This is a genomic window from Micromonospora sp. NPDC049044 (genome assembly GCF_040649215.1).
GTDB lineage: Bacteria > Actinomycetota > Actinomycetes > Mycobacteriales > Micromonosporaceae > Micromonospora.
On sequence record NZ_JBEZFA010000060.1, the window covers coordinates 19,107 to 33,836 of the forward strand.

The window sequence follows — 14,730 nt, forward strand, 5'->3', positions numbered from 1 at the left end:
TCGCTCGCGACTGCGGGGTTCACTCGCTGCGCTCGCCCAGGCCTCGCGCTCGCAGGTGTCACTGTCCGGTACCGCCCATCCGGGCGTCCCGCGCGGCGGCAAGCTGGCTCGGCAGGCCCCACAGCCGCACAAAACCCTTCGCCAGGGACTGGTCGAAGGTGTCGCCGGTGTCGTAGGTGGCCATCTGGAAGTCGTAGAGGCTCGCCTCGGAGCGTCGGCCGGTGACGGTGGCCCGACCGCCGTGCAGGGTCATCCGCACCTCACCGCTGACGTGCCGCTGCGCGTCGTCGATGAACGCGTCAAGCGAGTCCTTCAACGGCGAGAACCACAGGCCGTCGTAGACCAGCTCGCCCCAGCGCTGGTCCACGCTCTTCTTGAACCGGGCCAGGTCCCGTTCCACTGTCACCGCCTCCAACTCCTGGTGGGCGGTGATCAGGGCGATCGCGCCGGGAGCCTCGTACACCTCACGGCTCTTGATCCCCACCAGGCGGTCCTCGACCATGTCGAGCCGACCCACGCCCTGCGCGCCGGCGCGCCGGTTGAGCTCCAGGATCGCCTGGTACGGGGTGACCGTCTCACCGTCGATCGCCACCGGCACGCCGCCGTCGAAGGTGATCACGACCTCGTCAGGGTCGCGGTCCTGCGCCGGGTCGGCGGTGTACGAGTACAGGCCCTCCACCGGGGCGTTCCAGATGTCCTCCAGGAAGCCCGTCTCCACCGCGCGACCCCACAGGTTCTGGTCGATCGAGTAGGGAGACTTCGCCGACACGTCGATCGGCAGCCCCTTCTCCTCGGCGAAGGCGATCGCCTTGTCCCGCGTCCAGGCGAAGTCCCGGGCCGGCGCGATGATCTTCAGGTCGGGGGCGAGCGCGGTCAGCCCCACCTCGAACCGGACCTGGTCGTTGCCCTTGCCGGTGCAGCCGTGCGACACGATCGTCCCGCCGTGCGTACGCGCCGCCGCCACCAGATGCTTCACGATCAGGGGTCGGGACAGCGCCGACACCAGCGGGTAGCGGTCCATGTAGAGGGCGTTGGCCCGGATCGCCGGCAGGCAGTAGTCGGCGGCGAACTCGTCGCGTGCGTCGACCACCTCGGCCGCCGCGGCCCCACAGTCCAGGGCGCGCTGCCGGATGGCGTCCAGGTCCTCGCCGCCCTGCCCGACGTCGACCGCCACCGCGATCACCTCGGCGCCGGTCTGCTCGGCCAGGTACGGAATGGCGACGGAGGTGTCCAACCCGCCGGAGTACGCGAGGACGACCCGCTCGGTCACGGCGTCACGCTCCCGTCACCGGTGTCGTCCCGGCGGGCCCAGCCGGCGAGCTTCTCGCCGAGTGCGGCCCCGCCGACGGCCTCGCGGGCCACGACGAGGATGGTGTCGTCGCCGGCGATGGTGCCGACGATCTCGGGCAGACCCGCCCGGTCCAACGCGCTGGCCAGGTACTGGGCTGCGCCCGGCGGTGTGCGCAGCACGGCGATGTTGCCGCTGGAGTCCACCCCGTTGAGCAGCTCGCGTAGCAACCGCACCAGCCGGGCCGGCGCGGCCTCGGCGTCGCGCAGTGGTCGCTGACCGTCCTCCGGAATCAGGTAGACCGCCGGCCCGTCACCGCCGCGTACCTTGACCGCGCCCAACTCCTCCAGGTCCCGGGAGAGGGTGGCCTGGGTGACCACGACACCGTCGGCGGCGAGCAGGTCAGCCAACTCGGTCTGCGACCGGATCGCCCTGTCGCGGATCAGCTCCCCGATCCGGGCGTGCCGGGCCGCGCGGGTCAGCGGCCCGGTCAACGCCGCTCTCCGCTCGCGTCCAGCAGGAACGCCAGCAGCGCCTTCTGCGCGTGCAACCGGTTCTCCGCCTGGTCGAAGACCGCGCTCTGCGGCCCGTCGAGCACCTCGTCGGTGATCTCCTCACCACGGTGCGCCGGCAGGCAGTGCAGGACTATCGCGTCCGGTGCGGCCTGACCGAGCAGCTCCTTGTTGACCTGGTAGGGCAGGAACGGGGTGACCCGGTCCAGCCCGTCGGACTCCTGCCCCATCGACGTCCAGGTGTCGGTGGCCAGCACGTCGGCGTCGCGTACCGCCTGGGTCGGGTCGGTGAGCACCCGCACCGACCCGCCGGTGTCGGCGGCGATCCGGGTCGCCCGGTCCACGACGGCCGGATCGGGTGTGAACCCGGCCGGCCCGGCGACCCGCACGTGCATGCCGGCCAGCGCCCCCGCCAGCAGGTACGAGTGCGCCATGTTGTTCGCGCTGTCACCCACGTACGCCAGGGTGCGGCCGGCCGTGCCGCCGCACCGCTCCCGGATGGTCAGCAGGTCGGCGAGCAGTTGGCACGGGTGGAACCCGTCGGTGAGCGCGTTGACCACCGGCACGGTGGCGCCCGCCGCCACCTCGGCGATCCGCTCGTCACCGTGGGTGCGCAGCACGATGGCCGCGACGTAACGGGACAGCACACGTCCGGCGTCCGCGAGGGACTCACCCCGACCGAAGTGGGTGACCTGGGTGTCCACGACCAGCGGGTGCCCGCCCAACTCGGCGATCCCGACGTCGAACGAAATCCTGGTCCGCAGACTCTGCTTGTCGAAGAGCACCGCCACCGAACGGGGCCCGGCCAGCGGCCGTTGACCGAACCGGTCCGCCTTCATCCCGGCGGCCAGGTCGAGGACCGAGGACTGCTCGGCCGGCGAGAGGTCGTCGTCGCGCAGGAAGTGCCGGGTCATCGCGTCGTCCTCGTAGTGGTGGTCGTGCGGGCGTCGAGCTGCGGGCCGGCCGCCGCCGGGGCCGTCACGTCCGCCGCGGCGGCCGGGGTGGTCGCGTCCAGCGCGGCGGGCAGGGCGGCGAGGAAGGCGTCGGCCTGCCCGGCGGTGAGGATCAGGGGCGGGGCCAACCGGAGCAGACCCGGCTGCACCGGGTTGACCAGGAAGCCGGCCTCGCGCAGTGCCTCGGCGAGCACCGACGCCACCGGCGCGGTGAGCGCCACGCCGAGCAGCAGCCCGGTGCCGCGTACGTCGGCGAGCAACGGATGGCCAAGCGCCTCGATGCCGCGACGCAGCCGCTCGCCGACCCGTTTGACGTTGTCCAGCAGACCCTCGTTGGCGATTGTCGCCACCACGGCGAGTGCCGCCGCGCAGCTGATCGGGTTGCCACCGAAGGTCGTGCCATGCGAGCCGGGGGTGAGCAGGGCGGCGGCGGGGCCGAAGGCCAGCGTCGCGCCGATGGGCAGCCCGCCGCCCAGCCCCTTGGCCAGCGTGACCACGTCCGGCTCCACGCCTTCGGCCTGGTGGGCGAACCAGTGCCCGGTGCGGCCGATGCCGGTCTGCACCTCGTCGAGCACCAGCAGCGCCCCGTGCCGGGCGGTGATCTGACGCGCCGCGGCGAGGTAGCCGGCCGGCGGAACGATGACGCCGTTCTCGCCCTGGATCGGCTCCAGGATCACCATGGCGGTGGCGTCCGTGACGGCCGCCTCGAGGGCCGCGACATCGCCGTAGTCGACGTGGGTCACCTCGCCAGGCAACGGCCGGAACGGATCGGCCTTGGCCGGCTGACCGGTCAACGCGAGCGCGCCCATGGTGCGGCCGTGGAAGCCGCCGTTGGTGGCCACCACGTGGGTGCGGCCGGTGCGCCGGGACAGCTTGAACGCCGCCTCGTTCGCCTCCGCGCCCGAGTTGGCGAAGAAGACCCGACCGGGTCGGCCGGCGAGCGCCAGCAGCAGCTCGGCCAGGGCCACCGGCGGCTCCGCGACGTACAGGTTGGAGACGTGCCCGAGCGTCGCCACCTGCTTCGACACCGCGGCCACCACGGCCGGGTGGGCGTGCCCGAGGGCGTTCACCGCGATGCCACCGACCAGGTCGAGGTATTCGCGGCCGGCGTCGTCGACCACCACGGCACCCGCACCGGAGACCAGCGCCAGCGGCGGCGTGCCGTAATTGTCCATCATGGACTGCTTCCAGCGCTGCGCCAACGTACTCACGACGCGACCATCCCGTCTCCCGGCACCACCATCGTTCCGAACCCTTCCGAGGTGAACACCTCAAGCAACGTGGAGTGCGCCACCCGACCATCGACGACGTGCGCGGCGGGAACTCCCCCACGCACCGCCCGCAGACAGGCCTCCATCTTCGGCACCATGCCCGACTCCAACCGCGGCAGCAGCTTCGCCAGATCGTCCGCGACGATCTCGGAGACCAGGCTTGTGGTGTCCGGCCAGTCCGCGTACAGGCCGGCCACGTCGGTGAGCACTACCAACTTGCGGGCCCGCAACGCGATGGCCAGCGCGGCGGCGGCGGTGTCCGCGTTGAGGTTGTGCAGCACCCCGTCCGCGTCCGGCGCCACCGTGGAGATCACCGGGATCCGACCAGCCTCGATCAGGTCGGTCACCGCCGACACGTCCACCGACTCGACGTCACCGACCTGGCCGACGTCGACCGGCAGCCCGTCCACGTACGCCGGGCGGCGCACCGCGGTGAACAGCCGGGCGTCCTCGCCGGAGAGGCCCACCGCGTAGGGGCCGTGCGAGTTGATCAGCCCGACCAGTTCGCGACCGACCTGCCCGACAAGCACCATCCGGACCACGTCCATCGCCTCGGCGGTGGTCACCCGCAGACCACCCCGGAACTCGCTGGCGATCCCGAGCCGGCCCAGCATCGCGGAGATCTGCGGACCGCCGCCGTGCACCACCACCGGCTTGAGGCCGGCATAACGCAGGAAGACCATGTCGGCGGCGAACGCCCGCTGCAACTCGGGGTCGGTCATCGCGTTGCCGCCGTACTTGACCACGACAGTGGAACCGGAGAAGCGTGCCAGCCAGGGCAGCGCCTCGATAAGCGTCTCCGCCTTGGACTGGGCCCGGGCGAGATCGGTGGTCAGGCTCACGTCGAGTACGCCGAGTTCTCGTGCACGTACGCGTGCGACAGGTCGTTGGTCCAGATCGTCGCCGCCGCCGTACCCGCGTGCAGGTCGATCCGGATCGTCACGTCCCGCCCGGCCAGGTCGACATTCGAGCGGTCCTCGGCCCCGGCGCCGCCCCGGCACACCCACACCCCGTTGACCGCCACGTCCACCTCGTCCGGCTCGAACGCGGCGGTGGTGGTGCCGACGGCGGCGAGGATCCGACCCCAGTTGGGGTCGTTGCCGAACAGCGCGGTCTTGACCAGGTTGTTGCGGGCCACCGTACGGCCCACCTCGACCGCGTCGTCCTCGTCGGCGGCGTTCACCACGTCGATGGCGACCTCCTTGGTCGCGCCCTCGGCGTCTCCCACCAACTGCTGGGCCAGGTCGTGACAGGCCGCGGTGACCGCGGCGGTCAACTCGGCCGCTGTCGGCTCGATGCCGCTCGCACCGCTGGCCAGCAGCAACACGGTGTCGTTGGTGGACATGCAACCGTCGGAGTCGACCCGGTCGAAGGTGATCCGGGTCGCGGCGCGCAGCGCCTCGTCCAGCGTCGCCGGCCCGGCCACCGCGTCGGTGGTGAGCACACAGAGCATGGTGGCCATGCCCGGCGCGAGCATCCCGGAGCCCTTGGCCATCCCGCCGACGGTCCAGCCGCTGCCCCTCGCCACAGTGGTCTTCGGCCGGGTGTCGGTGGTCATGATGGCCTCGGCGGCAGCCGCGCCGCCGTCGCGGGACAGGCTCCTGACCGCCGTCCGGACGCCGGGCAGCAGCTTCGGCATCGGCAGCCGCTCACCGATCAGGCCGGTCGAGCAGACCGCGACCTCACCGGCACCGAGGATCAGCCGCGGGCTGACCGAGGTCAACACGGCGGCGGTGTGCTCGGCGGTGGCGTGGGTGTCCTGGAAACCGGCCGGGCCGGTGCAAGCGTTGGCGCCGCCGGAGTTGAGTACCACCGCACGGACCACACCACCCTGCACGACCTGCTGGCTCCAGAGCACCGGCGCGGCCTTGACCCGGTTGGTGGTGAAGACACCGGCGACACCGGCGTCCGGGCCGTCGTTGACCACGAGCGCGACGTCAGCGCCGCCGCTGGCCTTGAGCCCGGCGGCCACCCCGGCCGCCCGGAACCCACGAGGGGTGGTGACGCTCATGGGCTGACTCCCCAGATCGACAGGCCCGTCGTCTCCGGCAGGCCGAGCATGAGGTTGGCGTTCTGGACGGCCTGGCCGGCGGCGCCCTTGCCCAGGTTGTCGAGCGCGCTGAGCACGATCAGCCGACCGGAGTCGACATCGACAGTGGCCTGCAGGTGACACGAGTTGGAGCCGAGGGTGGCGGCGGTGTGCGGCCAGCGGCCCTCCGCCAGCACGTGCACGAACGGCGCGTCGGCGTACGCCCGCGCCAGCACCGCCTGCGGGTCGACCCCACGGGCCGGCACCGCCGTGACAGTGGCCAGGATGCCGCGCGGCATCGGCGCCAGCACCGGGGTGAACGACAGACCGGTCGCGCCGGACGCCTGCTTGATCTCCGGTACGTGCTGGTGGGTGCCGACCCGGTACGGCGACAGGTCCCCCTGCACCTCGCTGGCCAGCAGGTGCGGCTTGGCCGCCCGACCCGCGCCGGAGGTGCCGGAGGCGGCGACCACCACCACGTCGGCCGGGTTGGCCGCGCCGTCAGCGATCAGTGGCGCGAGCGCCAGCGTGATCGCGGCGGCGTAGCAGCCGGTGTTCGCCACCCGGGTGGAGCCGGCGATCAGCTCCCGCTGGCCGGGCAACTCGGGCAGGCCGTAGGTCCACTGCCCGGCGTGCGTGCCGCCGTAGTACTGCGCCCAGGCGTACGGGTCGGCGAGCCGGTGATCCGCGCCCAGGTCGACGATCCGTACCTCGGCCGGCAGTTGGGCCGCGAGGGCGGCCGACTGGCCGTGCGGCAGGGCCAGGAAAACCAGGTCCGCGTCGGCCAGGGTCGCCGGGTCGGTCTCGCCGAGCACCAGGTCCAGCCCGGTGAGCTGCGGGTGCACCACGTCGACACGGTGCCCGGCCTGGCTGTGCGCGGTGGCGGCGACCAGGTCGAACTCCGGGTGCCCGGCGATCAGGCGCAGCAACTCACCCCCGGCGTAGCCGCTCGCACCGGCGACCGCGACTCGAATCCCCATACTCACCTCCGCATGACTATGCAGAGAAGATTAACAAGGACGACTCACGAGTGCAAGTTCATGCAGTGCACTGCATGGTGATGTACCAGCCCGCCAAAGCCCCCCACCCCCGTCGATCATGGAGTTGTGGTGGGTGACAAAGCATCCCATATAGCGCCAAACCTGCCACCACAACTCGATGATCGACGGGGCGGGGCGGGGGGGCGGGGCGGGCCGGGCGGGGCGGGGTTGGTGCCTTGCCTTCGCAGTTGGTGGAGGGCTCTGGCCTGGTGATTCTCACCAGGCCAGAGCCCTGATCGCGCAGGTGTACCGCTGACGGACCGGACGACCGTTACGCGCCGCGAAGGGTCGCGCCGAGGCGCTCCGCCGCTACCGCGACCGCCGCGTCCCGGGCCGCTACCGCCTCCTCGACGGTCAGCGTCCGGTCCGGTGCCCGGAACGTCAACTTGTACGCCAGTGACCGGCGTCCCTCGCCGAGCTGCGCCCCGGAGTAGACGTCGAACAGCCGCACGTCCTCCAGCAGCTCACCGGCGCCCGCCTCAAGCGCCCGGCGCACCTGCTCCGCCGGCACCGACTCGTCCACCACCAGGGCCACGTCGATCAACGCGGGCGGGAAGCCGGACACCGTCGGCGCGGAGATCACCGGGGCCGCCGGCAACGCGTCCAGGTCCACCTCCATCGCGCAGGTACGTCGGGGGAGCTCCAGCGCGGCCACCACTGTCGGGTGCAGCTCACCGGCGTGCCCGACGACCGCCCCGTCGACGAGCAGCTCGGCGCAGCGGCCCGGGTGCCACGGCGCGTACTCGGCGGCGCGCACCTCGACCCGCTCGTCCGGGATCCCGGCGGTGGCCAGCACGTCGCGGGCCGCCTCGATGGCGTCCGCCCAGCCGGCCGGTCGACCCGCACCCCACCAGCCGGCCGGGTCGAGGTCGCCGGCGAGCACCGCCGCGACGTGCACCGGCTGCGCCGGCACCACAGCGTCGGCGGCGGCGAACTCCTCGTCGGTGGGTCGGCGGTCCACGCCCATGGCGGGCGGGCTGCCGGCACCGAGACGCGGGTGGAAGACCGCGCCGATCTCGTAGAGGGCCAGGTCGCGGTGACCTCGGCCGAGGTTGCGCTTGAGAACGCCGAGCAGCGGGCCGAGCAGCGTGGTGCGCAGCAGCGGCTCCTCCTCAGACAACGGGTTGGCCAACCGCACCGCGGGCCGGCGCGGGTCGTCGGCCGGCAGGCCGAGCTGGTCGGCCAGCTCCGGCGACACGAACGGATGCGCGAGCACCTCCACGTACCCCCGCTCGGCCAGCGATCCGGCCACGGCCCGGCGGCGACGCTGGCGCGGGGTGAGGCCGCGCCCGGGGGGCGCGGTCGGCAGCACCGACGGGACCTTGTCGTACCCGTCGAGGCGGACCACCTCCTCGACCAGGTCGGCCGGGTCGGTCAGGTCGGGCCGCCAGGTCGGCGGGGTGACGCTCAGCGTCGTCCCGACGCCGCTGGCCACGCCGACCGTGCCCGGATCCTCGGACAGCCGATCGGAGCCCTGCGCGACGGTGCAGCCGACCCGCTCCAGCAGGGCGACCACCCGCGCCGGCGGGTACTCGACCCCGATCCGCCGGGTCGGCAGATCCGCCGGCAGGGTGATCGGGGTACGCGGCCGGACGTGGTCGATGTCCAGGATCTCGGCGCTCGGGGTGCCACCGCCGTGCTCGGTGAGCAGCCGCACGGCACGCTCCAACGCGACGAGCGCCACGGCCGGGTCGACGCCCCGCTCCCAGCGCTTCGCGGCCTCGCTGAACAGCTTGTGCCGGCGGGCGGTGCGCCCGACCATCGCCGGGTCCCAGTGCGCCGCCTCGAAGAGCACAGTGGTGGTGCCGGCGACGACCTCACTGGTCTCGCCGCCCATCACCGCGGCGAGGGAGATCGGACCCGTGTCATCGCAGATCACCATGTCGTCGGCGGTGAGCACCCGGTGGACGCCGTCCAGGGTGGTCAGCTTCTCCCCCGCCTCGGCGCGCCGGACCACAAGTGGCCCGGCGATCCGGTCGGCGTCGAAGGCGTGCATCGGCTGGCCCAGCTCCAGCATCACGTAGTTGGTGATGTCCACCGGCAGCGAGATGCTGCGGATGCCGGCGGTGACCAGCCGCTGCGCCATCCACGACGGGGTGGGCGCGGCCGGGTCGACGCCGCGGACCAGCCGGGCGCTGTACCGGTCGCAGCCGACCGGGTCGCGGACCTCCACCGGGTACGCCGGCGCCTCGGTGCCGCCCGGGGCGGGCACCAGGGCCGGGTCACGCAACGGCACCTCGAACGCGTGCGACAGCTCCCGGGCCAGGCCACGCAGGCTCAGCGCGTACCCCCGGTCCGGGGTGATCTCCAGCTCGAGCACGACGTCGTCGAGGCCGACCACCGGGCGTGCGTCGTCGCCCGGCTTGGCCACCACGTCCGACCCCAGCACGATGATGCCGGAGTGGTCGTCGCCGAGGCCCAACTCCTTCGCGGAGCAGATCATGCCGGCCGAGTTGTGCCCGTACGTCTTGCGGGCGCCGATGGCGAACCCGCCGGGCAGCACACCGCCGGGCAGGATCACCACGACCCGGTCACTGACGGCGAAGTTACGAGCACCGCAGACGATCTCCTGCGGCTCGCCGGTGCCGTTGGCGGCACCCACGTCGACCCGGCAGAACCGGATCGGCTTCTTGAAGCCGGTGAGCTCCTCGATCTCGCGTACCTCACCGACGACGAGCTGACCGGTGACGGTCTCGGCCAGATCCACAACGGACTCGACCTCGATGCCGAGGTCGACAAGGGCCTGCTCCAGATCACCGGTGGGCAGGTCGGCGGGGAGATCGACGTACTCCCGAAGCCAACTGACAGAAACTCGCATGAGTCAGACCACCGTTCCCGTGTCTCGTACCCGCATCGCCTACGCCCCGGTCCCGAGCGCCCGGCTGAACCGCACGTCGCCCTCGAAGAGGTGGCGGATGTCGCTGACCCCGTGCCGGATCATCAGGGTCCGGTCGATGCCCATGCCGAACGCGAAGCCGGAGTAGACCTCCGGGTCGACGCCGCAGGCGCGCAGCACCCGTGGGTTGACCATCCCGCAGCCACCCCACTCGACCCACTGCGGGCCGTCGCGGTGCTCCGGGAACCACACGTCGAACTCCGCAGACGGCTCGGTGAACGGGAAGTAGTGCGGCCGCCACCGGGTCTTCGCCTCCGGACCGAACATCGCCCGGGCGAAGTGGTCGAGGGTGCCCCGCAGGTGCGCCATCGTGATGCCCTTGTCGACCACCAGGCCCTCGGCCTGGTGGAACACCGGGCTGTGGGTGGCGTCGATCTCGTCGGTGCGGTAGACGCGACCGGGCACGATCACGTAGATCGGCGGCTTGCGGCTGAGCATGGTGCGGGTCTGCACCGTGGAGGTGTGGGTGCGCAGCACCAGGCCGGAGCCCTCCGGCGCGATGTGGAAGGTGTCCATCAACCCGCGGGCCGGGTGGTCGGCGGGGATGTTCAACGCGTCGAAGTTGACCCACTCCAGGTCGACCTCGGGGCCCTCGGCCACCTCGTAGCCCATCCCGACGAACAGGTCGCTTATCGACTCCATCAGGGTGCTCAGTGGATGCCGGGCGCCCCGCGGCCGCCGGTCGTAGGGCAGGGTGACGTCCACCCGCTCCTCGACGAGCACCCGCTCGGCCTGCTCACGCTCCACCACCTCGGCGCGGTCGGCGTACGCGGTCTCGATCGCCCGGCGGGCCTCGTTCACCCGCTTGCCGGCGTCGGACTTCGCGGCGGGCGGCAACGCGCCGATCTCCCGGCGGGCGAGGGAGACCGGTGAGCGGTCTCCCAGGTGCACCGGGCGCAGCGCGGTCAACGCGTCCGGGTCGGCGGCGGCCGTGAACGCCTTCGTGGCGTCCGCGACGGCCTCGGCCAGGGCGGCGGGGTCGAGCAGGGCGACCTGCTTCGGGTCGTACGGATCGTTGCGATAGCTCATGGCGTACGGGCACTCCCTCACGGCGGCGCCAGCCCTCAACGGGGCGGCTAAGCGAGTCTACGGACGCGCGGCTTCGCCGCAGCCCGCCGGTAGGAGTTGTGCAGGGAGCAGGTCAGGCCCGCCGCCCGCCGACACCGGCGGGCTGGCTAAACGAACGCCGTTGCGCGTTCATGGACGGACGCTCTCCCCTGCTGTCAGTAGCGCTGGGCGGTGGCCTTCAGCGCTGCGCTCTCGCTGAAGCGTACAGGCACACGGCCGCTGCGGCAGCCAGGTTGAGGCTCTCCGCGCGCCCGTACAGCGGCACCCGCACCCGGGCGTCGGCGGCGGCGGTCAACTCCTCGGGCAGGCCGTGCGCCTCGGAACCGAACAACCAGGCGGTGGGCCCGACCAGCCGACCGTAGTCGGTCATGTCGTCCAGGTCGCTGTCGCCGTACCCGGTGGTGGCGAAGATCGACAACCCGGCGGCGCGCAGCGCGTCGACCACCGCGAGCGGGTCGGGCGCGCGGACCACGTCGACGTGGAACAGGCTGCCGGCCGAGGCCCGAACACACTTGCCGTTGTAGGGGTCGACGGCGTCGCCGGCGAAGACCACAGCGCCCGCCCCGGCCGCGTCGGCGGTGCGCAGCACCGTGCCGGCGTTGCCCGGATCACGGATCTCGGCGAGCACCGCCACCAGCCGGGGCCCGCCCGCGAGGGCCTGCTCCAACGACACGTCCAGGTGCCGGCAGACCGCGACCAACCCCTGCGGGGCGACGGTCTCGGCCAACACGGCGAGGGCCTCGTCGGTCACCTCGGACACCGGCACGTCGGCGCGGGCCGCCGTGGCGGCCAACTCCGGGTGCCGATCGAGGGCGGCGGGCGTACCGAACAACTCGGTGACCACCCCCGGCCGCGCCAATGCCTCGCGGACCGCCTGTGGTCCCTCGGCCAGGAACCGGCCAGCGGCGTCGCGGTCGCGCCGGCGCTGCAACCGCCGGGCGGCGACAATCCTTGGGGTACGCGGGGTGAAGGCCATGATGTGCGCTCCTCCGGCACGATTGAGGCGCCCCCCGGACGGCGGTGCCGACCCGGGAGACGCCTCGCTCTGGTGCGTGGGGATCAGGCGGCCTGAGCCGCCGCGCCGCCGGTGCCCTCGGCCGTGACCGCGGCCCGGGCCAGCTCGACGATCGCCGCGAAGGAAGCGGCGTCGTTGACAGCCATGTCGGCCAGGATCTTGCGGTCGACCTCGATGCCAGCCAGACGCAGGCCCTGGATCAGCCGGTTGTAGGTCATCCCGTTCGCCCGGGCGCCCGCGTTGATCCGCTGGATCCACAGCTGCCGGAAGTCGCCCTTGCGGTCGCGACGGTCCCGGTAGGCGTACTGCATCGAGTGCAGCACCTGCTCCTTGGCCTTGCGGTACAGCCGGGAGCGCTGACCGCGGTAACCGCTCGCGGTCTCCAGCAGGGTACGACGCTTCTTCTGGGCGTTTACAGCCCGCTTGACGCGTGCCATCTCAACTCCTTCTTACGTAAAGGTGGCGCGCGTCAGCGGCCGAGCAGCTTCTTGATGCGCTTGACGTCGGCCTTGGCCACCTCGACCGTGCCGGTCAACCGGCGCGTACGGGTGGAAGACTTGCCCTCCAACAGGTGGCGCTTGCCGGCCTGCTCGGCCACGATCTTGCCACGGCCGGTCACCTTGACCCGCTTGCCCATACCCGTGTGGCTCTTCATCTTCGGCATGTGGAACGTCTTCTCCCCTGTTACTCGCCGCTGGTGTCGGCGGCGAGGCCGGTGTTACCGGCTGCTGCGGTCTCGCCGACCGCCGCGGTCTCATCGGCTACCGGCTCGGCGGACTCGTCCGCTGCCCGGTCCCGAGGTGCGCCGCGGGACGCCGTGGCGGCGACCGCGGAGGCCTTGACGGCCCGGTGCGGGGCGAGAACCATGATCATGTTTCGGCCGTCCTGCTTAGGAGCGGCCTCGACGTATCCCAGGTCCGTGATCTCGGATTCGAGCCGACGCAGGAGCCGGTAACCCAGCTCCGGGCGGCTCTGCTCGCGACCGCGGAACATGATCGTCACCTTGACCTTGTCGCCCGCCTTGAGGAACCGCACCACGTGACCCTTCTTGGTCTCGTAGTCGTGCGGGTCGATCTTCGGCCGAAGCTTCATTTCCTTGATGACGGTCTGCTGCTGGTTACGCCGCGCTTCGCGCGCCTTGAGTGCGCTCTCATACTTGAACTTGCCGAAGTCCATGAGCTTGCACACCGGCGGGCGCGCCATCGGCGCAACCTCGACCAGGTCCAGATCGACGTCCGCGGCCAGCTGAAGGGCGCGCTCCAGCGGGACGATGCCCACCTGCTCACCCTCGGGGCCGACCAGTCGGACCTCACGTGCCCGGATCTGCTCGTTCACGCGTGGTTCGACGCTGATGGGGCCTCCTCGAGTCGTTTCTGCTCAGGTACCGACCCCGGCGGCTCCCAGGTGGGAACCGACCTGGAAAGCAGAAGGCCCCGGCGCATGCCAGGGCCCGCTCGACCGGTCGGCGCGATCACAGGATCACACGTCCGGCGCCGGGACGTGCCCGGAACCGGTGACCGGACCCGGCCACCGTAGCGGCGACTCGGGTGGGAGCAGGCGCTCCGCTTTCAAGGCTGCCTGCTCGCATGCGGAGACAGCCTGGTCGACTCGACAACACTACACCCGCGCCCCGGCCGCCCCCAAACCGGGCACGACCTGCGGCCAAGGCCTCACTCTGGACGACCGCCGCGCGCCTGCTGGATCCACGCGCTATTCCCTGAGACCGCTGCGTCAGCTGCGCCGGGAGGCAAGCAGTTTCAGGAAGTTGTCCAGATCTTGGCGAGGGCCGGGTCAGCGGTCCGGCGGGGTCCGGCCCGGCCAGCGGTCCGGCGGGGTCCGGCCCGGCCAGCGGTCCGGCGGGGTCCGGCCCGGCCAGCGGTCCGGCGGGGTCCGGCCCGGCCCGCGGTCCGGCGCGGTCCGGCCCGGCCCGCGGTCCGGCGCGGTCCGGTGCGGCCGGGTCAGCGGTCAGGCCCGGCTCGGCTCGGCCCGGTCAGCGGTCAGGCTCAGTGCGGCCGGGTCAGCGGTCAGGCTCAGTGCGGCTCGGCCCGGTCAGCGGCCAGGCCCGGTGCGGCCGGGTCAGTGATCGACGGCGCGTTCGGCGAGGCGGGCCTGGTGGGCCTCGTGCAGCCGGCGCAGCGCGCGAACCCCGTCGACGGCGAACTCCTTGTCGGCGGCCTGCAGCGCGATCATCGGCAGCAGGTCATCGTCGTGCAGCTCCAGGCTGGCCCACGGCGCTCCCCGATCGAAGCGGACGCCCCGGACAACCTCCCAGGGCAGCTCGTAGGAACTGATGACGTTACGCACTCGGACGCCCCGCGCGTCCGCCTCCACCCGAGGCCGGGTGAACAGCAGGAAGCCCAGCGCGCCGAGGATGCCCAGACCGATCATGGCGATCTGGTCGCCGCGCTGGAAGCTGCCGTAACCATCGCCGGTCGGGCCACTCAACGACGTGGCGACCAGACCGAACACCACCACCAGGGCAGCCGCCGCCGACCAGCAGACCACGCGGATGCGGCGGGGCTTCAGGCGGACCAGTTCGGTTTCACTCACCCCACCAGTCTGCCACCCGCACTGGCCCATCAAACGCACCACCCGCCGAGCCACCACCCGCCACCCGCCACCCGCCACCCGCCCGCCGCCCGCCGCCCAGGCCACGAG

The 14,730-nt window shown here is 72.3% G+C and carries 14 protein-coding genes; all 14 read right to left on the minus strand.

The features are described from left to right. Window positions 1-58 precede the first annotated feature (58 nt). Complete coding sequence (locus tag AB0B85_RS31810) at window positions 59-1,270, minus strand: argininosuccinate synthase (protein WP_357413163.1); 1,212 nt, start codon at window positions 1,268-1,270, stop codon at window positions 59-61. Continuing rightward, window positions 1,267-1,782, minus strand: a complete 516-nt coding sequence (locus tag AB0B85_RS31815) for an arginine repressor (RefSeq protein WP_357413165.1) — start codon at window positions 1,780-1,782, stop codon at window positions 1,267-1,269. The genes AB0B85_RS31810 and AB0B85_RS31815 overlap by 4 nt, the downstream gene beginning before the upstream one ends. Beyond that, a complete protein-coding gene (argF, locus tag AB0B85_RS31820; RefSeq protein WP_357413166.1) occupies window positions 1,779-2,714 on the minus strand; it encodes an ornithine carbamoyltransferase in 936 nt (311 codons plus the stop codon). The genes AB0B85_RS31815 and argF overlap by 4 nt, the downstream gene beginning before the upstream one ends. Then, on the minus strand, window positions 2,711-3,964 hold the full coding sequence (locus AB0B85_RS31825) for an acetylornithine transaminase (RefSeq protein ID WP_357413168.1): 1,254 nt from the start codon (window positions 3,962-3,964) through the stop codon (window positions 2,711-2,713). The genes argF and AB0B85_RS31825 overlap by 4 nt, the downstream gene beginning before the upstream one ends. Then, window positions 3,961-4,866 carry an acetylglutamate kinase gene (gene argB / locus AB0B85_RS31830; RefSeq protein WP_357413170.1) on the minus strand — a complete coding sequence of 302 codons (906 nt, stop codon included), beginning with the start codon at window positions 4,864-4,866 and terminating at the stop codon, window positions 3,961-3,963. Before argB ends, AB0B85_RS31825 begins: the two co-directional genes overlap by 4 nt. Then, entirely contained in the window at window positions 4,863-6,035 is a 1,173-nt protein-coding gene (argJ, locus tag AB0B85_RS31835; protein ID WP_357413172.1) for a bifunctional glutamate N-acetyltransferase/amino-acid acetyltransferase ArgJ, read from the minus strand. The genes argB and argJ overlap by 4 nt, the downstream gene beginning before the upstream one ends. After that, on the minus strand, window positions 6,032-7,033 hold the full coding sequence (gene argC, locus AB0B85_RS31840) for an N-acetyl-gamma-glutamyl-phosphate reductase (protein ID WP_357413174.1): 1,002 nt from the start codon (window positions 7,031-7,033) through the stop codon (window positions 6,032-6,034). The genes argJ and argC overlap by 4 nt, the downstream gene beginning before the upstream one ends. 331 nt (window positions 7,034-7,364) lie before the next feature. After that, window positions 7,365-9,911: a phenylalanine--tRNA ligase subunit beta gene (pheT, locus tag AB0B85_RS31845; RefSeq protein WP_357413176.1), complete on the minus strand. Its 2,547-nt coding sequence runs from the start codon at window positions 9,909-9,911 to the stop codon at window positions 7,365-7,367. Window positions 9,912-9,950: 39 nt separating this feature from the next. Next, window positions 9,951-11,018 (minus strand): phenylalanine--tRNA ligase subunit alpha, encoded by a 1,068-nt coding sequence (pheS, locus tag AB0B85_RS31850; protein ID WP_357413178.1) that lies wholly within the window; start codon window positions 11,016-11,018, stop codon window positions 9,951-9,953. A gap of 217 nt (window positions 11,019-11,235) precedes the next feature. Next, a complete protein-coding gene (locus AB0B85_RS31855; protein WP_357413180.1) occupies window positions 11,236-12,033 on the minus strand; it encodes an RNA methyltransferase in 798 nt (265 codons plus the stop codon). 83 nt (window positions 12,034-12,116) lie between these two features. Next, complete coding sequence (rplT, locus tag AB0B85_RS31860) at window positions 12,117-12,509, minus strand: 50S ribosomal protein L20 (RefSeq protein ID WP_007458417.1); 393 nt, start codon at window positions 12,507-12,509, stop codon at window positions 12,117-12,119. Between the two features lie 32 nt (window positions 12,510-12,541). Further along, a complete protein-coding gene (gene rpmI / locus AB0B85_RS31865) occupies window positions 12,542-12,736 on the minus strand; it encodes a 50S ribosomal protein L35 (RefSeq protein ID WP_110566082.1) in 195 nt (64 codons plus the stop codon). Window positions 12,737-12,756: 20 nt separating this feature from the next. Beyond that, window positions 12,757-13,407 (minus strand): translation initiation factor IF-3, encoded by a 651-nt coding sequence (infC, locus tag AB0B85_RS31870; RefSeq protein WP_184184747.1) that lies wholly within the window; start codon window positions 13,405-13,407, stop codon window positions 12,757-12,759. A gap of 741 nt (window positions 13,408-14,148) precedes the next feature. Then, a complete protein-coding gene (locus tag AB0B85_RS31875) occupies window positions 14,149-14,622 on the minus strand; it encodes a PH domain-containing protein (protein WP_357413188.1) in 474 nt (157 codons plus the stop codon). Window positions 14,623-14,730 lie beyond the last annotated feature (108 nt).

Bases quoted from the DNA above. Each gene is read 5' to 3' on its own strand.
- argJ (WP_357413172.1), bottom strand. From the start codon at position 6,035: ATGAGCGTCACCACCCCTCGTGGGTTCCGGGCGGCCGGGGTGGCCGCC.
- rpmI (WP_110566082.1), bottom strand. From the start codon at position 12,736: ATGCCGAAGATGAAGAGCCACACGGGTATGGGCAAGCGGGTCAAGGTG.
- argC (WP_357413174.1), bottom strand. From the start codon at position 7,033: ATGGGGATTCGAGTCGCGGTCGCCGGTGCGAGCGGCTACGCCGGGGGT.
- rplT (WP_007458417.1), bottom strand. From the start codon at position 12,509: ATGGCACGCGTCAAGCGGGCTGTAAACGCCCAGAAGAAGCGTCGTACC.
- AB0B85_RS31855 (WP_357413180.1), bottom strand. From the start codon at position 12,033: ATGGCCTTCACCCCGCGTACCCCAAGGATTGTCGCCGCCCGGCGGTTG.
- pheS (WP_357413178.1), bottom strand. From the start codon at position 11,018: ATGAGCTATCGCAACGATCCGTACGACCCGAAGCAGGTCGCCCTGCTC.
- argF (WP_357413166.1), bottom strand. From the start codon at position 2,714: ATGACCCGGCACTTCCTGCGCGACGACGACCTCTCGCCGGCCGAGCAG.
- pheT (WP_357413176.1), bottom strand. From the start codon at position 9,911: ATGCGAGTTTCTGTCAGTTGGCTTCGGGAGTACGTCGATCTCCCCGCC.